Source organism: Candidatus Poriferisodalis sp., from assembly GCF_965262965.1.
Classification (GTDB): domain Bacteria; phylum Actinomycetota; class Acidimicrobiia; order Acidimicrobiales; family Poriferisodalaceae; genus Poriferisodalis.
The window spans coordinates 260,178-280,329 of sequence record NZ_OZ253573.1 but is presented as its reverse complement, the minus strand read 5'-3'; the positions used below and the strand labels follow the sequence as shown (position 1 = coordinate 280,329).

Here is a 20,152-nt window from a genome sequence, read left to right as displayed (position 1 = left end):
AGGGTGGCCGCGTCCTCAGCGACGTAGCGGTCCACCGCCACCACTGCCGCGTATGGGGCGCCGACGTAGCGCACCCTGTCGTGCGCCAGCGGTCGCTGGCGCACGGAGCCGATGTATTCGATGTAGTAGGGAAGGCGTCCACCTCGGCGAGGTCTTGCGCGGTGAACACCGCAATCACGCCGTCGATGGCCGCAGCGTCTGATATGTCGATGGAGACAATCCGGGCGTGGGCTTCGGTGCTGCGAACGAACGCAACCTCTCCCATCCCGGCGATCTTCACATCGGCGATGTACCGGCTCCGGCCTGTGAGCGGGCCGCGGTCTTCGCGCCTGGGAACCGAGCGTCCGACGTGGCGGGCGGCGTACGCGTGCCCGTCACCCACGAGCGGACACGCCCCCCGAGACCGTGAAGACTTCGCCCGTCACATAGCTCGCCTCGTCCGATGCCAGGAACGAGACCATGCTCGCGACATCGCCGGGCTCTCCTATGCGACTCAGAAACGCCTTGTCGGACAGGTAGTCACTGAAGAACTTCTCGGGGTAGATCTTCCGAAGGAAGTCGTTGTAGATCAGGCCGGGAGCCACCGCGTTGACCCGCACTCCGTGGACTCCGTTCTCCGCAGCGGCGACCCGGGTCAAAGCCAGCACGCCTGCTTTCGCGGCGGAGTAGGCGGCGCCGTGCTCGGTCGACATCTCCCACGCCGCGATCGACGAGATGTTGATGATCGAGCCGCCGCCGCCGGCGATCATCGGTGCGAGCGCGTAACGCATGCAGGCGAACGTGCCGGTCAAATCGACGTCAAGGCACTGCTGCCACGTCTCGAGCGACATCTCGGCCACCGGTTCGATTTTCGACCAGCCCGCGTTGTTGACCAGTACGTCGAGACCGCCCCGCTCGGCCACGACTTCTGAGATCACCGCACGCACCTGCGCGTGGTCGGTGACGTCAAGGTGGTAGGCGCTTGTGGGGCGGCCGACCTCGTGGGCCAGGGCGCTGGCAAACTCGTGGCACCGGCGCTCATGGGCGTCAGTGACAACGACGTCCAGCCCGTCATGGGCGAGGCGTCTGGCCACCGCCGCTCCGATGCCGGCACCCGCTGCCGCGGTTACCAATGCCACGCTTTGGCCTGTCGCCATCAGTTCGCTCCTTGTGCTTCGACCGCGCCGATCACCGTGTCCGCCAGGTAAGACAAGCGCTGCTCGCGCCCCCCCGACAGCAATGCGAACGTGATCCGGTCAATGTCAAGCTCCCAGAGTTGGCGGAGCCGGTCGATACACGCGTCGAGATTGCCTGCCAACGCCACGGACCGGGTGAATTCGTCCGAGACGATCTGGCTGTGCTCCGCCTGGAGCGAGAGGTGGTCGACGAGGCCGTATGCGGCCGCGGCCCGAGCGAATTCGGGACGGAATCTCTCCCACGCAGGCGGCATCCGCTTCCAAGGATGGAACGTGGCCGCCTGGCTCGTGGCCCACGCCCTCACGTCGTCGAGAGCAGTCGCGGGGTCGTCGCCGACGGACATGGTGACGAACAAGTCGACAGTCAACTCCGAGCGGTCGCGACCGGCGGCCTCCAGCCCTTGGTGGATGTAGTCGAGCTGCCATGAGCAGAACTCCACGTCGGCGGCGCCCATCAGCACAGCGCCGTCGCAGACTTCGCCTGCCAACCGCAGCATCGCGGGCTGCGAGACCGCGAGATAGATGGGAATCTGCCTTTTGGCGGCGGCCAGCCGAATCTCGGTGCCGTAGAGATCGGACGTCTGGCCACTGAACATTTGCCGAAACTCTTCGATTCCCGTCCGCAGCTCTGCGAGCTTCGACGGTGATCCGCCGGCGCCGAGCACGGCCGACCAGCCTGCGCCGAGGCCCAGCACTGCCCGACCGTTGGAGAGCTCGTCGAGTGCGACGGTGGCATTGGCAGTGACCGTGGGGTGGCGGGTGAGGAGATTCGTCACGCCAGCGCCGATGAGCACGTTCCGTGTCGACAGCGCAGCCAGGTTCATGGCGGCGTACACGTCCTTCATTCCAAGCTGAAAGTCGATGTACCACAACGCCTCGAAGCCATGTTCGTCGACGGCTCGGGCCAGTTCAGCCGCGCGGTGGAGAGGCTCGCGAGGGCTCACTCCCACTGAGATGCCATAGCGGTGCGTCATGGCGGAATCGGTTCGCTCAAGAGCCGAGCGAGCAGTTTGCCGTACGCGTCAGGCTGGTCGACCGACAGAAGGTGGCCGGCGCCGGCCACCTCGTGATATTGGCTATTATCCACCGCTTCGATGATGATGTCAGACCCGCGGCGCGGGCAGAACACATCGCCGTCAGCCCCGACGACGTCGGTGGGAACCTCGATCTGGCCCAGCAGCGGATTCAGCGGCTCCGAGCGAATCTCGATCATCGCCCGGGCAGCGTTGATGTAGCCGCGCCCATCGCCGACCGCGGCCAACCGGAGCGCGGCCACGCCGTCGAGATCTGCTGCGGTGACCAGTTGCTTGGACGTGTCGTCTCGCAGACCGGAAGCGAATCCGCCCCAGTCTTCGGCTTCGAGCTGGGCGATGCGGCCCCCGAAGAACTCCGCTGCGGACCCGCCGACCACCGAAGATGTGGCGACCACGACCAGATGGCGGACCAGAGTTTCTTCGTCGGTGGCGGCCTTGAGCCCGATGGTGCCGCCGAGCGAATAGCCGACGACGGCGGCCGGCCCGGTCACGTCGCGCAAGAACGCCGCCAGATCCTCGCTCAGCTGCGACAAAGTGCCCGCACCCTGGCCTGGGGTTGTTCGGCCATGTCCCCGCAGATCCACCGCGTAGGTGGTGAACGCGCCGAGATAGCCGACGACAGCGTCCCAGGAGCAATGGTCCTCAGCCAGCCCATGAAGCAGCACCACCGGCGGTCCCGAGCCGCGCCGGCGGTAGTTGACCATGATGTCGCCCAGCTTGACCGTGTTCACCGGCCCACCCCCGGTTCTGAACCCGCGCCGACCCCGTCCGCCGCCTCGACAGCGGCGGAGCTGACGAGCTCGTCGCGGAGCTGCTGTTTGCGAATCTTGCCTCCGGCAGTGCGCGGGAAGCGATCAACCTGCACCAGCCGCTCGGGCCAGAACCGTCTGGCCAGCCCCTGCACGGCGCAAAAGGCGATGAGATCGTCAAGGTCGAGGCGGGCATTGGCCGCAACGACCGCGCAGAGGCGCTCGCCGAGGCGCTCGTCGGGCCACCCGATCACGGCCACGCCAACCACGCCAGGATGGGCGGCGATCGCATTCTCGGTCTCGACCGGTGAGATGTTCACCGCGCCACGGATGATCAAGTCCTTGACCCGACCGATGATCGACACGTAACCGTCGGATTCGATGCGCGCCAGATCGCCAGTGCGGAAGAACCCATCACCGATGATGTGCTCGGAGTAAAGCGTGGACTGTCCGTAGTAGCCGTTGAAGACACCCGGTCCGCGCATGACCAGTTCGCCCGCACCCGAAGCCTGCAGCTGCATCTCGTCGTCGAGAGCACGCAGCTCCAGCGCCGGCAGTCCCACACCGACGGTGTTCTCAACCTGGCCGAGGGTCGAGTCGGCCACACATGTGGTGAGACCGCCTTCGGTCATGCCCCACAGGGGCGTAACGAAGGTGTGCGGGAACTCCGTACGACAGCGCCGGATCAGAACGGGCGGGACTTGGGCCCCACCGCACAGGAAACTGCGAAGCGGTGCCAGCTTCGCCTCGGCGCCGCGCCATGGCGCATCGGCCAGATCGATCAGAAAGGGTGTCGCAGCGGCAGTGAAGGCTGCGCTGTGACGGTCCACGAGATCGAGAGCGATGCAGGCGTCCCATTCGTCTTGGAGAATGAGCGGCGCGCCAAGGAACGCTGCGAGCCGGGCACCGTGAATGGCGCCGACGCTGTGCCCGAGCGGTGACGGCATGAACACGGGTGTGCGATGGCTGAGCCCGAAGCGCTCGGCGAACTGCCGGTTGAGCGTGCCCAGGGAGTCTTCGCTGTGACTGACCGCCTTCGGAGGGCCGGTCGTGCTCGATGTGAACATGAGATGGGCGGTGGCCTCGGGAACGTCGACGCTCCGAGGCGAACCGCAGGCAGGACCGGACACCGTCAAGTCGGTTCCGTCGGCCGTGGCAGCCGCCACGGCAATGTTCCCCGCTGCCCCGCACGCGGCTTCGGCGACCGCTTCACCCACTGACTTGCGGCCTTGTGGCGCCCATACGACGAGGGCCGGCTCGATCAAGTCGAAGATGTGGCGCAGATGGGCCGCGGTCGTGGTGACCGGGGGCGTAGCGGGAACCTGGCCGGCCCGCAACGCACCCAAGAACAGCACGCACCAAGCCGAGCAATTGGGCGCGACGATCACCACGACATGCCTGCCGGGACCGACGACACCGCGGATCTGCTCGGCGGCCTCGCCCGCCAATCGCCACAGCTCGCCACGCGACACGACGTCGGCGCCACTGACGAGAGCCAACTCGTCGGGCGCCTCGACGACGTACGACTCGAAGCGATCGATCAGGCTCTGCCCGCTCCACCACCCGGCGCGGCGATAGCCCTCTCTGAGGTCATCGATCACTGCTCGCCCGTTCCCGATCGTCCGCGGCCGCAGTCTCGCAGGCCCACATCCAGCGATCAATGGACCCACACAGCCCTGCTGGGAAGAAGGAAGGCGCACCCGCGCAGTAACCGACATCGCTGTGACATGCTCTGCGGTGGTGGCGATTGTCGACCGCTGCAAAATCCAGTTCATCCCCGAACACGACGACGCCCGCCTGCGTGGCCTTCTGTGAACCAGACCCAGATCGAACTCGTGGTGGTTGTCGCGGCCTCGGCCGTGACGTTCGTCCAAATCGTGCCCCAGGTCCTGCGGCTTCTGCGGATCAGGCGCATCGAGGGCACGTCGCCCGCTTGGGCCGCGATCGGAACGGCCATCAACGTCGGCTGGATCGCCTACGTCGTGGCGGAACAGCTCTGGTACACGATTCCCGCAGTGCTGGCCGGCGCCGCCAGCTACGGCCTAGTGCTGTTCCTGCTGTACCGCAACGGTGCCGACGTGCGCATCGGCATCCTGCTGGGCCTCGCGGTGGGCGCGGCGTCGGTGGCGATCCAGCTGTGCGCTGGTTGGACAGTGCTGGGCACGGTGCTGGGATTGTCCAACGGGCTGTACCTCGGACCGTCAGTGTTCGCTGTGTGGCGGTCGCATGCGCCCGTTGGCGTGTCCCCGCTGACGTGGATGCTCGTCGCGTCCGAGGGCATCTTGTGGGGGTTCTACGGAGTCCTTGTCGCCAAGGGGCCGATCATGGTCTACGGATCGACCGCGGCCGGGCTGGCGGCGCTGGTGCTGTTGCGCCTGTGGATCACCCGGCACCGAATCCGAGCCGCCCTCGCCCCGCCCATCTGACCCAGGGCCGTGAGCTGGACCCGATTGCACCCGATGCCCTGCGCTCAGGCCGGCAATGGGCAGGCGGCGAGGCGGTAGGCGTTGAGGCGCTTGCGCAGCGTCCACACCAACAGGGCGACGGCCGCCATGCCGACAACGGGCTGCACCGGCGTCCACCACGACAACGCCCCCGAGACGCCGACGAGCGCGACCACTGCCTGGTTGCAAACGGGGCAGCCCACGGCAAGGAACGAAACGAAGCCGCCCCATATGGTTGTGGTGCCCTGGCGTTCGACGGCGGCTTGCGCTGCGCCCGGCACCGGTCGGATTGCCAAGATCAGCCCAATCAGTGCTGCAGTGATCGCCAGGATCACGTAGTCGAGCCAGCGCACCGCAACGGGCCGGCTGAAGATCGGCGTGTCGATGAGGTCCGACGGCACCGCAATCAGCGTCGCCGCTATTGCGCTGTACAGGAGCGCACGCGGCCACACAGAGCGGGGTAACGACCGGATCTCGGAGATCACACAGGCGACGCTACTGCGTGCCCGGATCGCCCCGACTGTGCCGCAACAGCGCAGAAATCGACGCGTCTGGTGGAGAGTGCCCGTCCGAGACGCCAACTCTGTGGTTCTCTGGGTACTGTCGCGCTTGGCCACACGGTCAGCACATGCACAGGGGGTGCGGCTGCGATGACCAACAACTTCGCGACCGGAGTAGCGGGTGCCGCGTTAGTGATTGCGGTGCTCGCGCTGTTTGTCTCTCTGCGCGACGACAACGATCCGGCACCGGCTCAAGCCGACGTCACGACCGTGGCGCCGGGCACGACCTCAGCGATCATCGCCCGGCCCGTTCCGACCACTGCGTCGAACACGCTGACTGTTTCCGGGACCGTCCCCGTCGTGACCGCCGCACCGGAGACGACGCTGGCACCCACCTCGACCATTGCGACAACCGACACGGCGAACGATTTGCCCGGCGAGCCGTCGGAATTCGGACCCGCAGCCGGTACGCAGCTAGGTGTCGTCGGCGTGAGGCACAACAGCCTGCTTAATGTCCGTGATGCGCCCAACGGCGCAATCGTCGCCACGCTGAATCTGCGGATCGGCGGACAGGGCGACGGGGTGCTGCAGGTCCGCGACCCCGGCGCTGACGAGGTTGTCGCGTCGCTGGGCGTCGACGGCCTCACCGCGACGGGCCGCAGCCGCGACTTGTCGACAACCACGTGGCTCGAGATCCAAGCCGGCCCGATCTTCGGCTGGGCGAGCGGCGCCTATCTCGCTCCGCTGTCGCCCGATATCCGCCTCAATGTGACCGACGAGGTCACGAGCCAACTCGGCAGAACACCGACGTCGTCAACGCTGACCGGGCTTGGCAACACAATCGCCGGGGTTTTCAAGTCCGAAGAGCCGCCGTCGGACGTTGCAGTCAGCGGGGCACCGGGCGAATCCGGCGGAGTCGCCAGGATCATCATCGACGTCGTGGGCCTGCCCGACGATTCGCTTCGAGGCTACCGATTGCTGATCACCGCTACCTCGAGCGGTGGCTCGTCGGGAGATGACGACACGGACGCCGAACCACAGACATTCACGCTGCAGGGCGTCTTTGCCACGCCCCTGTGCTACAGCGAACGCGGCGTCAGCGACAGCGGCTCCTGCAACTAAAGACGTCCACGACCGGTCGTTCGGCGCGATCGCGTCCTCGGGCCGGCATGTCCCTCAGTGAGCAGCTGCATCTGCAGGCGTGACGACGTAGGTCATGTTGATCTTGCGCCAGTCGGCCTCCAGCGCGGGTGCAGGCGTGGGTGCGAAGTCGGGACGGGCCGGGCCGGGCAGCCGGAGCGCGGCGCCGAGTCCGACGACGGCGAGAGCCGCCGACAGCAGGAACACCCATGTGAACGACCCTGTCGCGTCAGCCATGTATCCGCCCAACTGAGGCGCGATCATCTGGGTGACGCCGAACGCGAGCGTTACCGCCGCGAACGACGGCCCGTAGTCGTCAGTGGTGGTGTTGTTGACGACATAAAGCGTGAGGATCGTCGGCATGGCCGCGAACAGCAGGCCGATCGCGACCGATGCTGCCAATGTCGGCGCGAACCACCCGGGCAGGATCGCGATGGTGACGACCGCCCAGGCAGCGAATGCGAACGCCACCGTGGGGCGCGGTCCGAAGCGGCTCGCGAACGCGATGAACACCGGGCCGCCGAAAACCATTGCAACACCGAGCAGCGTGAACGCGAATGACGCCTGCGCACTCGTCCAGCCGCTGTCGTCCTCGAGCCGCGTCGTCAAGAACGCGACCACCAGCAGATACAAGAACCCGAACGAAGAAAAGGCGCACACCAGGGGCACCCAGCCCCGCATGCGCCGAAGCGCGCTGAACCCGCCGATGCCGGCTTTCGAGGATGGGCGGCCCTGGTGATGACCGATCAACAGCAACACCGCTGTGGCCACCACAACAGCAATGAGGAATTGCGCGACGTATACGTTTCGCCAGGACGCGTCTCCCATGGTGGAGCGCACGAATCCGGCGAACTGGCCGGCGAAGACGACTCCGAGGCCCATGCCTGCGCCGAGCACTCCAATGGCGTACGCCCGCTTGCCTGGCGCCATTGCGTCCGACGCGACGACGGGGGCAGGGATCCAGGTCAAGGCTCCGCCGAGGCCCATCATGAACAGCCCGAGCCCCAGGGCCGCTGCGCCCGCAGCGACGGCTGCCAGCAACTGGCCAGTGACCGCGAGCACCATGCCGATTCGCATGACGGCCAACAGCCGGAAGCGGCTTGTGGCCGCCGCGACGACCAAAGAGCCGATGAGATACGCAGCCAAGTTGACTGTCGCCAGCGATCCGGCCACGGTGTTCGACAAACCGAGGTCATCGCGAATCGCCGGCAGCAGCACCCCGTAGGTGAAACGCCCGAACGACTGAGCCACTCCTGCAAGAAGCGCCATCAGGCCCACGGCCGCGAGCCCAGACAGCTTGCGGCGCGGGGCGCTCAGCTCAGTCTCGTCGGCAATCATGATCTCGGCAGATCAGGATGCCCAAATCTCAAGCGGGTCGCTCGCTGCGAACCAATGTCGACTACGCCCAATCCTGCCCGTCTCGACGTGTATCGGCTTGACGATGCCACGCTGGGCCAACGAATCGAGGGCCGAGCGGCCTGACCTCTCGCTCACGTCAAGCAGTTCAGCGGCATCGGACGCGCACAGCACCAGGTATCCAGGCAGCAACGGCAACAGTGCCAGCGCAGTGCTGTCGGCCCCGAAGACCTGCGGCAGCAACCGCCCATCGCCGCCACACTTCCTCGGTCTGTTGCACGATGTCGGTGGTCGTACGAGCGGCGCGTTCAGCGATTTCTGTGAACCATCGAACCCATGAGCCGACTTGGCCTTCTTCGAACAGTCGCAGACCCGACAAGTATCCACCGGGATCGCAGGCAATGGCCGTGCTGATTGGCACCGTCGAGCGCTGCGCCGATGACAGCGAGATTGTCGGCAATCCAGCCAACCGGGTCTCCACCACCGATTCGCTCGGCGACAAGCACCGACTCGACTGGTTCGCGCAGACCCTCGATACCCGAAGAAGCGATGCCTTGGTGGCGCAGAAGCAAGCGTGCGTGCACTTCCCAAGTAGCTGGCAGCCGACTGTCGGCGGCTCGAAGCGTTGCGACGGCGCGCTCCGCCGCACGAGCGTCAGATGCCGTCAGCGAGAGATCGCGTTCCGACAGCGGTGCGGGCACCCACGCCTCGACCGGGCGGCCGTTCCACTCAGCAGAAACGAATCGCCCGGGAGAGCCTTCCGAAACTGCGGCCATTTCGGAAGGTTGCGCTGACAGTCTTCCGAATCACCACCAATTCCGGAACGCTGCGTGGCATCGCCAGGATCTCTACGGTTCGCCCTGGAAGGGCGGCCTAGGACTGGCGCTGAGGTGGCGCTAGTCCACTTCGGGCCGTTCCCGACGCACAACGCGCTCGGCCGTATCGTCGACACTCCTCGACACTTCTTGTTGGCCCGCATCGACAGCCCCCTCCGGTCCGTCCCCAGCGAGTGGCGGCCCCGGATGGCTAGGCAATGCCTTGGGTGCCGGCGGGGCCACTTTCCGTAAACGCTGCAACGTCGTGCTGTAGAAGCGCTCGATCGCTTCGGTGACGGAATCCGCGAAACCGAGCTTGCGGGTCGTCCGCCTCGATTGACCCATCTCGGCCCTTCGTCGTTTTGTGGGTTGAGGGTGGGTTGAGGGTCCGTTTGTAGGGGTCGAGGCCCTGGGGGGATCGATGTTTGAGACAACGCCGTACCTTGGAGGGCGTCGATGAGGCGTGATGTTGTGTCGGTGCGGCTGTGGCTGCCGCGCGTCAGAGTGCTGGGGGTGGTCGTCGACGCGCCTGAGCGGCTGGTGGCCGACGCGCGGGCGATGACGGTCAACGCCGCAGCTCGCCGCCACGCGCTGAGCTGGAGGCTGGCCAACGCGCTGGTGGTGGCCTGGGCAGGCCTGGTCGCCGGCCGCCGCAGCGCCAGAGGTGCCGGGTGCTGGTGGTGGACGGGGACCTCGATCCGCGAACGGCACCGGTACGTGACGGTGCTGGCGAACCGCGACGCCGGCGAGGTGCTCGCCATGGCGCCCCACCGCAGCGCCCAGGCGCTGTCGGGGGTTTTGGCTGCTCAGGGGCACAAATGGTGCCGTGGCGTGAAGGTCGTGGTGTGCGACGGCTCGGCGGCGTACAAGGCAGCCATCGAAGTGCGCCTCGGCCACGCCCGCCATGTGCTGGACAGGTTCCACGTGATCAGATGGTTCGCCGGCGGGGCTCACAGCAGTGCGCCGCGACGTGCAGCGCCGCCCCGAGGGCTCCGAGCCGGCGTTCGACCCCGAAGTGTTCGGGGCGCGGTTCTTGCTGACGCGCCGGCCCGACAAGCTCGACGCCGCCGAGCGCAAAGGCGCCCTCGAAGCACTCGACCGGTTCGCGGACATCTACCGCACCGCGCAGATCCCCGAGTTCAGCGACACCGTCGACACCTTCCTCGCATGGCACCACCAGATCCTCGACTGGCACCAAACGGGACGGCGCCCCAACGGCCGCATCGACCGAACCAACAACCTGCTCCAAGTCCTGCGCCGCAAAGCCCACGGCATCACCAACTACACCAACTTCGAAGCCCGCGGACTCCTCCTGACACGAACCCCGCCGAGCCCAGCAGCCCCAATCCCACAAAAAGACGAAGGCTCGAGTTTCTGACAGTCCCGATGGAGTTCGCCGTCGCTCGGTGACTCGCTCGATGCGCAGCGCCCTGACCGACTTGGACCTCAACCACCTCTACGTCGTCCATGCGGGCACCCACCGGTTCGCCCTCGACGTGCACATCACGGCCGTCAGCGCCGTCGAACTGCTCACCTACGACGATCCGCTCCGCGAGCCATAGCCACTCGGTAACAAGCACATCGACCTCCGAGCGCCGCATCGTGTGTCATAGCTGTCACCAATAGTGCTTCGGTATCTGTGACCCAACATGGAAGCCGGCATCCTCAACGCCCACCGTGTGCATGCCGCTCGACAGAGCTTGCTCGACAGCGGGGCATTCACTGTCAAGCAACTCGCCCAGCGCATGGGCGGCCTGTGAACACCGTGCACAAACAGATCCAGCGGTCCGGCAAGCGAGGCGAAGTGCTGGCCGTCACAGTGAACGGCGGGACTCACATTCCGGCGGTCCTGCTCGATGAGGCACTTGAGTTCCGTGCATACTGGCAGCCGGTGATCTCTGTCCTGCAAGACGCTGGGATGACCGGCTGGGACATCGTGGTTCAACGTGTCGCGCCACGCCGAGGTCTTCAACAGCACAGGGGTCGGCGACAGCCGATTCAGCCCACTTCCCGTCACCGACGGCCAGCCGATCCCCCACGTCTATCTGGCACAGAACCACGTAGGTGCGCTGCTGGAGAGCGCCTTGCACGATGTCTGGGGGTGCAACTGCAACCATTCGGCGCACAGATCTGCGTGGTCGATGCCTGCGCCGTGTCACATGCCTGACAGGCCTTCGCGTCATAGACCTACGCGACGACCAACTCGACCACTACGGGATCGGGCGTGAGCAGCTCATTGCCGGTCCCCCACAGCACTGTGGGTGCGCACGCAGATGGGCGCAGCAGCGGACTCGGGCATCGATCGGCGGGCAACCGGCCGCCGGATTCATCTGGCACTCACGACAAGTTGAAGTCGCCGCTGACCGCGCACGTGAGCCGATGCGGATACTGCTGGCCATCGTCGAACAAGCTGGGCATACGGCAATCATCTACGACAGCGACGGACGAGGCCACGACTGGTTCAACACAGACATCGTTCACGCAGACCTCAGCGTCGGCAACGGCTTGGCCTTCGTGACCGAACTTGCCGTGGCGTTGGGTCTGCATGTCGAAGACTGAGCTGCCCTCAAAGCAACATTTCGCGCATCGGCTCACGTGGGGACAACGACAGTTCCACGCCGCCCAGCAGCTCGAACCGTGTCCGAGCTGAAGCCGCGAGATTCGACGGTGCCGCATCGGCCTCAGAGCGAATCGTGATGCTGGCGTACGCTCCCTGACAAGATTTCAAGCCGGGAAACCCGGTCCAGGCCGGCGTGGCGTCGGTGCGCGGTGCACTGGGGTGTTCCTGTGCGGCTGTGACGGCGGTTTATTGGGTGCTGTTGGTGAGTGTGCGTGCTTGGTGTCCGACTTTTTGGGCGGTTTGCCAGCGGTTCGGGCCGGCGATGCGGGTGATGTTGTGGCGGTCGGCGATTTTGGCGGCGGGCACTGCTGTTGGGCCGCCGACGACATAGCCGCCGTGTGGTGCTGCTGCGGCCAGCCGTGTCGCTTGGCTGTGGGGCATGGCCGCTTCGCGTGCGCCGGCCAGTATCACGCAGTCGGTGCCGATGATGCGTGCGAGGGTGACTGCTGAGTAGATGTCCGATTGTGCCATGGCATCCGAAGCCACCACGATGGGCGTGTCGCCGGAGCAGTCCGACGCCACCCATGGGTGTGCGCCGGCCAGGTGCAGCCCGGGCGCGCCGACGTCCGCGGGCAGCGGCGCGGGTTGGGCAGCAGACGCCTCCGCGGGAGTGCCTCCGGCCAGTCGGATCGCTTGATCGCCGACCTTCTGCGCAGTCGACCACCGGTTGCCGCCCCAGATTCGTGACATATCGCGGTCACCGAGCTTGGCGGGGGGCACTGCTGCTGGGCCGCCGACGACGTAGCCGCCGTGTGCTGCTGCGGCGAGCCGCGTCGCTTGGCTTTGGGGCATGGACGCTTCGCGGGCGCCGGCGAGCACTATGCAGTCCGTGCCGATGATCCCTGCCAGGGTGACTGCTGAGTAGATGTCCGACTGCGCGTCGGCGTCGGAGGCCACCACGATCGGCACGTCGCCGGAGCAGTCCGATGCCACCCACGGGTGTGCGCCGGCCAGGTGCAGCCCGGGCGCGTCGACGTCCGCGGGCACAGCGAAGAAGGCCACACGGTAGGTCTTGGTGCGGCTGGCGTCGGCGGAGGTCACCGTGACGGTGATCGCCGCGAGGCCGCCGAGCGCGACCTGGTGGCCGTCGGCGGCGTCGCTGTCGCCGGGCTTGATCTCGACATCGGCGCGGCGCTGTGCCGCTTCGGCGGTCACGACGGTCTCGGTCACGCCCTGCCCGGCGACGGCGACATAGCCGGTGCGGTCGCGGTCGAACCCGCCGAAGTCGACGCCGCTGAGCCAGAGCGCGGCGAGGCGCGCGTCGATGGCGTCGGGCATGTTGTAGGTGTAGACGCGGCGGTCCCTGTCGTCGACCACGTACATGACGTCGCCGTCGGACCAGATCCCGCTAGGACTGCTGTTGCCGGCGCCGGAAAGCTCCCCGAACTCCTCACGAGGGACACGCTCGAGCAGCCGCGGCTCGCCGCTGTCGGCCTGCGCGCGGGCGGGCAGCCGGTAGGCGAACAGACGCTCGGCGCCATGATCGGAGACCCAGACAGTGACACCGTCGGACCACAGGTCGCGGGGGTCGCTGTTGGCGCTGTCGAGCAGGTGGTGCGCGAGCAGATGCCCGCCCGCCAGGTCGTAGGCGAAAAGCGCCCGCGCGCGGTCCAGCACCCACAAGGTCCCGCCGTCGGACCAGATGCCGCGGACATCGCCGTTGGCCTGATCCAACGCGATCTCGCGCTCGGCGAGGCGGTCGCCGCTGTCGAGGTCATAGACAAAGACACGGTCCCGGCCGCTGTCGGACACCCAGGCAATCCCCGTCCGGGACCACAAGCCGCGAGGGGCGCGGTTCGCGTCGTCGAGCACGAACTCGCTCCCCTCGACCCGCTCGCCCATGGCCAGGCCATAGGCGTACACCTCGTTGTCCGCGCCGGAGCCGTCGTCGACGATCCACAAAGTGACCCCGTCGGACCACGAGCCCGTCGGCTCGTCATGGCCCCCGTCGAGGCCCTCGATGTCGTGGCTCACCGTCCACTCATAGTCCACAGTGCTCGGACCGGGCCCGCCGCCGCCGACATAGACGTCGGGCGGGAAATACGGCACGCCCCCGGCAGGCGCCCTGCCGGCGGGCGGCCTGCCGGCGGGCGAGTTGTTGGCGGGCGCGCTGGTGCGGCCCGAGCCCGACGGCGACCATCCGCTGGGCGTGTCCCCGTTGAGGGCCCGTACCTGCACCTCATAGCCGGTGCCGGCGCTCAGCCCCGTGATCGTCGCCGACGTAGACGTCCCCGAATGCGACCACGACCTGAACACACCGGCGGAGCCCACCCGGTACTGCACGCCGTAGCCGACCAGCGCGGGGCCCCCGTCGCGGCCCGGCGCACCCCAGGCCACCTCCACGCTCGTCGTCGAACCCGACGTCGCCGACACCGTCGGCGCCGCCGGTGTCGCCGGCTGCTCAGCCACGTCAGTCAAGTTGATAGTGACCGGCACCGTGTCGCTGGCCGTGCCGTCGGAAGCCTTGATCGTCACCGAATAGCTGCTCTTGGTCTCAAAGTCATAGACCACGCCCGACCTGGTCTTGATACGCCGCGTCGCCGCATCGAAGCTGAACGAGGCGGAGTCGGCGCCCTCCATCGAATAAGTCAGCGTGTCGCCCGAATCCGCGTCGGTCGCCGCCGGCACCGCCGCCCCCACATTCGTGTTCGCGGCGGTGTTCTCCGCGAGGCTGCGCGTCAACGAAGCAGCCGCGAACACCGGCGCACTGTTGGTCGGCGAGTTGGTGCGGCCCGTGCCCGACGGCGACCAACCACTGGGCGTCTCCCCGTTGAGGGCCCGCACCTGCACCTCATAGCCGGTGTCGGCGGTCAGCCCGGTGATCGTCGCAGACACCGACGTACCCGAATGCGACCAGGCCCTGAACACACCGCTGGAGCCCGCCCGATACTGGACGCGGTAGCCGCTCAGCGCGGGGCCCCCGTTGCGGGCAGGCGCAGTCCAGGCCACGTCCACACTCGTCGTCGAACCCGACGTCGCCGACACCGACGGCGCCGCCGGTCTCGCCGGCTGCTCAGCCAGATCAGTCAAGTTGATAGTGACCGCCAACGTGTCGCTGGCCGTCCCGTCAGAAGCCTTGATCGTCACCGAATAGCTGGCCTTGGTCTCAAAGTCATAAGACACACCCGACCTGGTCTTGATCTGCCGCGTCGCCGCATCGAAAGTGAACGAGGCGCTGTCTGTGCCCTCCATCGAATACGTCAACGTGTCACCGTCCGCGTCGGTCGCCGCAGGAACCACCCCTCCACCCACATTCGTGTTCGCCGCGGCGTTCTCCCTGACCCCCCGCCCCAGCGCGAGGAAGCCGAACATCGGCGCCCTGTTGGCGGCGGGCGTGTTGGTGCGGCCCGTGCCCGACGGCGACCATGCACTGGGCGTCTCCCCGTTGAGAGCGCGTACCTGCACTTGATAGCCGGTGTCGGCGCTCAGCCCGGTGATCGTCGCAGACACCGACGTCCCCGAATGCGACCAAGCCCTGAACACGCCGCTCGAACCGGCCCGATACTGCACGCTGTAGCCGGTCAGCGCGGGGCCTCCGTTGCGGTCCGGCGCGGTCCAGGCCACGTCCAGGCTCGTCGTCGAACCCGACGTAGCCGACACCGACGGCGCAGCCGGTGTCGCCGGCTGCTCGGCCACATCAGTCAAGGTGATAGTGACCGTCACCGTGTCGCTGGCGGTGCCGTCGGAAGCCTTGATCGTCACCGAATAACTCGTCTTGGTCTCGAAGTCATAGGTCACGCCCGATCTGGTTTTGATACGCCGGGTCGCCGCATCGAAAGTGAACGAGACGCTGTCTGTGCCCTCCATCGAATACGTCAACGAGTCGCTGTTGGCGTCGGTCGCCGCAGGAACCACCGCCCCCACATTCGTGTTCGCCGCGGTGTTCTCCGCCAGACTGCGCGTCAACGAAGCAGCCGCGAACACCGGCGCACTGTTGGCGGGCGTGTTGGTGCGGCCGGTGCCCGACGGCGACCATGCACTGGGCGTCTCCCCGTTGAGAGCCCGTATCTGCACTTGATAGCTGGTGTTGGCGGTCAGCCCGGTGATCGTCGCCGACACCGACGTCCCCGAATGCGACCAAGCCCTGAACACACCGCTCGAACCGGCCCGATACTGCACGCTGTAGCCGGTCAACGCAGGGCCCCCGTTGCGGTCCGGCGCGGTCCAGGCCACGTCCACACTCGTCGTCGAACCCGACGTCGCCGACACCGACGGCGCCGCAGGCCGCGACGGCTGCTCAGCCACATCAGACAAGTTGATAGTGACCGGCAACGTGTTGCTGGCCGTGCCGTCGTTGACCCTGATCGCCACCGAATAACTGGCCTTGGTCTCAAAGTCATAGGACACACCCGACCTGGTCTTGATCTGCCGCGTCGCCGCATCGAAGCTGAACGAGGCGCTGTCTGTGCCCACCATCGAATAAGTCAACGTGTCACCCGAGTCTGCGTCGGTCGCCGCGGGAACCGCTAGGCCCACATTCGTGTTCGCCGCGGTGTTCTCCGCAACACTGCGCGTCAACGAAGCAGCCGCGAACACCGGCACCCTGTTGGCAGGCGCGGTCGTGGTCGTCGTGGTCGTCGTCGTGGTGGTGGTGGCGGGCGGGCTGTTCGCGTAGCCCTGGAGCTCCATCGACAGCACCGAGCTCGACGAACTCCAAGAGCTGATCTCGTTGTGCCTCCATAACCGTGTATCGGCGATGGTCCAGCCCGTCAGGCCCGTCTGAGCGTTGCTGTCCGTTCGATTGAGGGCCACTCTGGTTCCAGTGACACCGTCGTTGACGTACACCCAGTAGACCGTCGACGCCGAAAGAGTGGTGTTCGCCGGCGCCGTGAAAGTATTAACCGCATTCTTGGTGAGGGTGGCCGGGTTCGCGAGCGTGGCGACCACACTGCCTGGTTGGTTAGTACTGTGGTTCCGGATCTTGACCACCGTCGTCGCAGTCCCAGGCCAACCGGCCAGATGGATGCGGACATCGGACAGCGTGTATCCGCCGGTGTTGCTCCCAGTCGTGAAGCTCTGCGCCTGGAAAGCATTGCTGGCGCTTGAAAGATGAGTCTGGCCGGCGTTCGACACCAGCTTCGCCGGCGTCGGCGTCTGCGCCTGGGACAGGGGCGTGGCCACAGCCAGCGCCGTGACCAGCAGCACGAACACAGCCAGCGCACGCATCGGCCGACGCAGCCGGACGCCGCCGTCGCGGACGGCCGAAGTCACCGCGACAGCGGCGGCTTCGAGCCGTCCCGCAGCCCGATCGGCTCGCTCCCGGCGAGATCGGGGGGGGGGGGGGGGGGGGGGGGGGGGGGGGGAGTCTCACGCCGTCGAGCCGGTCTGCCTTCGGCTCATACAGGACGTATGAGACGAGTCGTTCACCGCTTGGCTCACCGCAACACCTTCAGTCAAAGACCTGTGCATCAATGACGGACGTTACCGCGGCCGACCACCTCTGGACTACGAGGGCGACGACGGACCCGTCGACGCGCTCGATGACCACGCCGGCCTCTTGGCCGTCGTGTGTCCGCCAATGAGCTGTCGTCTCGCCCTGCGAGAACGGCAGAACATCGACGATGTGAATGCGGCCGGTCAGTGCCTGCGCCGCAGTCGGCAAGGCGTCGAATCTCGTCGATCCCGTGATCACGAACCGCCCTGGCGCACGGTTCCGATTCAGCTCGGCCTTGATGGCATCGAGAACCACGGGTGCTTTCTGGAATTCGTCGATGCATACGGGCGCGGGCCCCGAGACGAAGGTCGCGGGGTCGCACGACACTGCATCGCGTACCGCTGGTTGGTCAAGGTCGATCACTCGAACGCCGTGACGACGAGCGGCTCCGAGGAGCCGTACGACTCGTGGGGCAGCCCCTACGGCGCATCCGGTCCCAAGCCGCGCGAGGGCGCCTGGGACCCTGTCCGGGACTGGCAGTTCATGGGCCACAACGTGAAGCGGTTCATGAAGATCTGGGAGTGCCCCAAGCCGGTGCTCGGGCAGATCCACGGCTGGGCGATCGGCGGGGCCACCGACATGATCCTGTGCTGTGACCTGCTGGTCATGGCCTCAGATGCGCACATCGGCTATGCCCCCTCGCGCATCTACGGCACGCCCACCACGATGATGTGGGTATATCGGCTAGGCCTCGAGCACGCCAAGCAGTTCTTGCTGTCGGGCGACGCCATAGACGCCGAGACCGCCCACCGCATCGGACTGGTCGCCTACGTGTACCCGCCCGACGAGCTCGGCAATCAGGTCGAGGCGTTCGCCCGCCGGCTCGCACACATCCCGGCGAACCAGCTGGCGCTCAACAAGCTGCTCGTCAACCAGGCGTTCGAGAACATGGGCCTTCGCACCAGCCAGCTGCTGGGCACGTTGTTGGCCCTTCGTCGTTTTGCGGGTTGAGGGTCCGTTTGTAGGGGTCGAGGCCCTGGGGGGATCGGTGTTTACAGGCGCCGAACCTTGGAGGGCGTCGATGAGGCGTGATGTTGTGTCGGTGCGGCTGTGGCTGCCGCGCGTCAGAGTGCTGGGGGTGGTCGTCGACGCGCCTGAGCGGCTGGTGGCCGACGCGCGGGCGATGACGGTCAACGCCGCAGCTCGCCGCCACGCGCTGAGCTGGAGGCTGGCCAACGCGCTGGTGGTGGCCTGGGCAGGCCTGGTCGCCGGCCGCCGCCGTCGCCAGAGGTGCCGGGTGCTGGTGGTGGACGGGGACCTCGATCCGCGAACGGCACCGGTACGTGACGGTGCTGGCGAACCGCGACGCCGGCGAGGTGCTCGCCATGGCGCCCCACCGCAGCGCCCAGGCGCTGTCGGGGGTTTTGGCTGCTCAGGGGCACAAATGGTGCCGTGGCGTGAAGGTCGTGGTGTGCGACGGCTCGGCGGCGTACAAGGCAGCCATCGAAGTGCGCCTCGGCCACGCCCGCCATGTGCTGGACAGGTTCCACGTGATCAGATGGTTCGCGGCGGGCCTCTCAGCAGTGCGCCGCGACGTGCAGCGCCGCCCCGAGGGCTCCGAGCCGGCGTTCGACCCCGAAGTGTTCGGGGCGCGGTTCTTGCTGACGCGCCGGCCCGACAAGCTCGACGCCGCCGACCGCAAAGGCGCCCTCGAAGCACTCGACCGGTTCGCGGACATCTACCGCACCGCGCAGATCCCCGAGTTCAGCGACACCGTCGACACCTTCCTCGCATGGCACCACCAGATCCTCGACTGGCACCAAACGGGACGGCGCCCCAACGGCCGCATCGACCGAACCAACAACCTGCTCCAAGTCCTGCGCCGCAAAGCCCACGGCATCACCAACTACACCAACTCCGAAACCCGCGGACTCCTCCTGACACGAACCCCGCCGAGCCCAGCAGCCCCAATCCCACAAAAAGACGAAGGCTCTCTATTTTGTCCACCTGAGTGTCCAACATCGTGTCCACTGATCGTGTCCGCAGCACGCGTCCGGCACGGAGAGTGGCGACCTAAACGTCCTCTCCGTTGGCCCTCACGAAAACGCATGTCAGGCGCTGACAGCTCGGTCAGACCGCCTCACCAGCGCTGCAATGGCGGCGTCATGCCGAGGACCAGTCTGAGGCCATCCTCGATGTGCCTCATCGACGGCAACCCAACGGCGCCGACCGGCGGCTCGGTCAGCTCCGCCTTGTCGACCGTGATCACCTGGGAGACGTTGACAACGGAGTCGTACGGCAAGCCTGATTCCTCTACATGCAGCATCACATTGCCTGGGGCGTCAGCCAGCCGAAGATTGGTGGCGCAGACGACGCCGATCACCGTCGAGATTCGGCTTCGGTTGAATTCGTCATCAGAGACAACGACGATCAGACGGCGATGGGCCGGACCGGAACCCGCTGGCTGGCCCAAGTCGATCCAGCAGATGTCTCCGCGTCGGATCAACGGTCGTCCGAGATTGCTCGCACCTGTGCGGCGCTAAGGCCAGCGTCGAGTTCCGAGGATTCCTCCGCGTAGACGGCGTCGAGCTGAGCCGTGATCTCACTGCGCTCGGCATCCGCGAGCAACCACTGAAGCGCACGCGCATACAGGCTCGAACGAGAGCATCGCAGGCGCCTTTTCGACGTTGGCTTCGATGGCGCCCAGCGCGAGTTCGGTCAACGCGCTCGACTCGTGGACGCTCAGCCCTCGCTTGGCCCCGATGCGGGCTACCCGGCGGGGAATCTCATATTGCGATTCCTCCCACATCTGCTCCGGGATGAACAGCTCCAAGCGCTCATCAGCGAGACGCCCGCGCCCTTTGACGCGCAAGAGCTCGCCGACGAGCACATTGGTGTCAACGACGAGCCGCACCGAGGTCTCCCCGCCGCACAATTGCTCGATT

18 protein-coding genes and 2 pseudogenes are annotated in these 20,152 nt (G+C 66.7%); 8 read left to right on the top strand and 12 right to left on the bottom strand.

Annotation, left to right across the window (positions count from 1 at the left end):
* Positions 1–103: 103 nt before the first annotated feature.
* The 5 genes and pseudogenes from ACQY5K_RS01415 to ACQY5K_RS01395 all read right to left on the bottom strand — a co-directional run.
* Positions 104–382: pseudogene (locus tag ACQY5K_RS01415) on the bottom strand (hypothetical protein); the annotation flags it as partial.
* Positions 375–1,136: an SDR family NAD(P)-dependent oxidoreductase gene (locus tag ACQY5K_RS01410; protein ID WP_428119397.1), complete on the bottom strand. Its 762-nt coding sequence runs from the start codon at positions 1,134–1,136 to the stop codon at positions 375–377. The pseudogene ACQY5K_RS01415 and the gene ACQY5K_RS01410, both read right to left, overlap by 8 nt.
* Positions 1,136–2,149, bottom strand: coding sequence for an LLM class flavin-dependent oxidoreductase (locus ACQY5K_RS01405; RefSeq protein ID WP_428119395.1), 1,014 nt, complete (start codon positions 2,147–2,149; stop codon positions 1,136–1,138). The genes ACQY5K_RS01410 and ACQY5K_RS01405 overlap by 1 nt, the downstream gene beginning before the upstream one ends.
* Entirely contained in the window at positions 2,146–2,940 is a 795-nt protein-coding gene (locus tag ACQY5K_RS01400; protein ID WP_428119393.1) for an alpha/beta fold hydrolase, read from the bottom strand. Before ACQY5K_RS01400 ends, ACQY5K_RS01405 begins: the two co-directional genes overlap by 4 nt.
* The gene (locus tag ACQY5K_RS01395; protein WP_428119391.1) at positions 2,937–4,559 is read right to left on the bottom strand and encodes a class I adenylate-forming enzyme family protein; all 1,623 of its coding nucleotides are present in this window, start codon (positions 4,557–4,559) and stop codon (positions 2,937–2,939) included. Before ACQY5K_RS01395 ends, ACQY5K_RS01400 begins: the two co-directional genes overlap by 4 nt.
* A gap of 210 nt (positions 4,560–4,769) precedes the next feature.
* On the opposite strand from ACQY5K_RS01395, the gene ACQY5K_RS01390 reads away from it, so the two are divergent.
* On the top strand, positions 4,770–5,384 hold the full coding sequence (locus ACQY5K_RS01390) for a hypothetical protein (protein WP_428119389.1): 615 nt from the start codon (positions 4,770–4,772) through the stop codon (positions 5,382–5,384).
* 44 nt (positions 5,385–5,428) lie between these two features.
* On the opposite strand, the gene ACQY5K_RS01385 is transcribed toward ACQY5K_RS01390, so the two are convergent.
* Positions 5,429–5,887 carry a hypothetical protein gene (locus ACQY5K_RS01385; protein ID WP_428119387.1) on the bottom strand — a complete coding sequence of 153 codons (459 nt, stop codon included), beginning with the start codon at positions 5,885–5,887 and terminating at the stop codon, positions 5,429–5,431.
* A 165-nt stretch (positions 5,888–6,052) separates the two neighbouring features.
* Between ACQY5K_RS01385 and ACQY5K_RS01380 the strand changes: the two genes are divergently transcribed.
* Positions 6,053–7,024, top strand: a complete 972-nt coding sequence (locus tag ACQY5K_RS01380) for a hypothetical protein (protein WP_428119385.1) — start codon at positions 6,053–6,055, stop codon at positions 7,022–7,024.
* 54 nt (positions 7,025–7,078) lie between these two features.
* Here the strand turns inward: ACQY5K_RS01380 and ACQY5K_RS01375 are convergent, their stop codons facing one another.
* Together ACQY5K_RS01375 and ACQY5K_RS01370 are read right to left on the bottom strand one after the other, a co-directional pair.
* The gene (locus ACQY5K_RS01375; protein ID WP_428119383.1) at positions 7,079–8,380 is read right to left on the bottom strand and encodes a CynX/NimT family MFS transporter; all 1,302 of its coding nucleotides are present in this window, start codon (positions 8,378–8,380) and stop codon (positions 7,079–7,081) included.
* A gap of 326 nt (positions 8,381–8,706) precedes the next feature.
* Entirely contained in the window at positions 8,707–9,174 is a 468-nt protein-coding gene (locus ACQY5K_RS01370; protein ID WP_428119381.1) for a hypothetical protein, read from the bottom strand.
* A 495-nt stretch (positions 9,175–9,669) separates the two neighbouring features.
* On the opposite strand from ACQY5K_RS01370, the pseudogene ACQY5K_RS01365 reads away from it, so the two are divergent.
* The 3 genes and pseudogenes from ACQY5K_RS01365 to ACQY5K_RS01355 all read left to right on the top strand — a co-directional run.
* A pseudogene (locus ACQY5K_RS01365) lies at positions 9,670–10,140 on the top strand (transposase); the annotation flags it as partial.
* Between the two features lie 31 nt (positions 10,141–10,171).
* Positions 10,172–10,591, top strand: coding sequence for a transposase (locus tag ACQY5K_RS01360; protein WP_428119379.1), 420 nt, complete (start codon positions 10,172–10,174; stop codon positions 10,589–10,591).
* Between the two features lie 40 nt (positions 10,592–10,631).
* Positions 10,632–10,775 carry a hypothetical protein gene (locus ACQY5K_RS01355; RefSeq protein WP_428119244.1) on the top strand — a complete coding sequence of 48 codons (144 nt, stop codon included), beginning with the start codon at positions 10,632–10,634 and terminating at the stop codon, positions 10,773–10,775.
* A gap of 625 nt (positions 10,776–11,400) precedes the next feature.
* Here ACQY5K_RS01355 and ACQY5K_RS01350 read toward each other — a convergent pair.
* Complete coding sequence (locus tag ACQY5K_RS01350) at positions 11,401–11,550, bottom strand: hypothetical protein (protein WP_428119232.1); 150 nt, start codon at positions 11,548–11,550, stop codon at positions 11,401–11,403.
* Between the two features lie 42 nt (positions 11,551–11,592).
* Between ACQY5K_RS01350 and ACQY5K_RS01345 the strand changes: the two genes are divergently transcribed.
* Entirely contained in the window at positions 11,593–11,772 is a 180-nt protein-coding gene (locus ACQY5K_RS01345; RefSeq protein WP_428119234.1) for a hypothetical protein, read from the top strand.
* 247 nt (positions 11,773–12,019) lie between these two features.
* Here the strand turns inward: ACQY5K_RS01345 and ACQY5K_RS01340 are convergent, their stop codons facing one another.
* Both ACQY5K_RS01340 and ACQY5K_RS01335 read right to left on the bottom strand, forming a co-directional pair.
* Entirely contained in the window at positions 12,020–17,044 is a 5,025-nt protein-coding gene (locus ACQY5K_RS01340) for a fibronectin type III domain-containing protein (RefSeq protein WP_428119377.1), read from the bottom strand.
* Positions 17,045–17,222: 178 nt separating this feature from the next.
* Positions 17,223–17,630, bottom strand: coding sequence for an AAA family ATPase (locus ACQY5K_RS01335; protein ID WP_428119375.1), 408 nt, complete (start codon positions 17,628–17,630; stop codon positions 17,223–17,225).
* 9 nt (positions 17,631–17,639) lie between these two features.
* On the opposite strand from ACQY5K_RS01335, the gene ACQY5K_RS01330 reads away from it, so the two are divergent.
* The gene (locus ACQY5K_RS01330) at positions 17,640–18,218 is read left to right on the top strand and encodes an enoyl-CoA hydratase-related protein (RefSeq protein WP_428119373.1); all 579 of its coding nucleotides are present in this window, start codon (positions 17,640–17,642) and stop codon (positions 18,216–18,218) included.
* 311 nt (positions 18,219–18,529) lie between these two features.
* Positions 18,530–19,750 carry an ISL3 family transposase gene (locus ACQY5K_RS01325; protein WP_428122810.1) on the top strand — a complete coding sequence of 407 codons (1,221 nt, stop codon included), beginning with the start codon at positions 18,530–18,532 and terminating at the stop codon, positions 19,748–19,750.
* A gap of 59 nt (positions 19,751–19,809) precedes the next feature.
* On the opposite strand, the gene ACQY5K_RS01320 is transcribed toward ACQY5K_RS01325, so the two are convergent.
* Positions 19,810–20,121, bottom strand: coding sequence for a PIN domain-containing protein (locus ACQY5K_RS01320; RefSeq protein ID WP_428119371.1), 312 nt, complete (start codon positions 20,119–20,121; stop codon positions 19,810–19,812).
* Between the last annotated feature and the right edge of the window lie 31 nt (positions 20,122–20,152).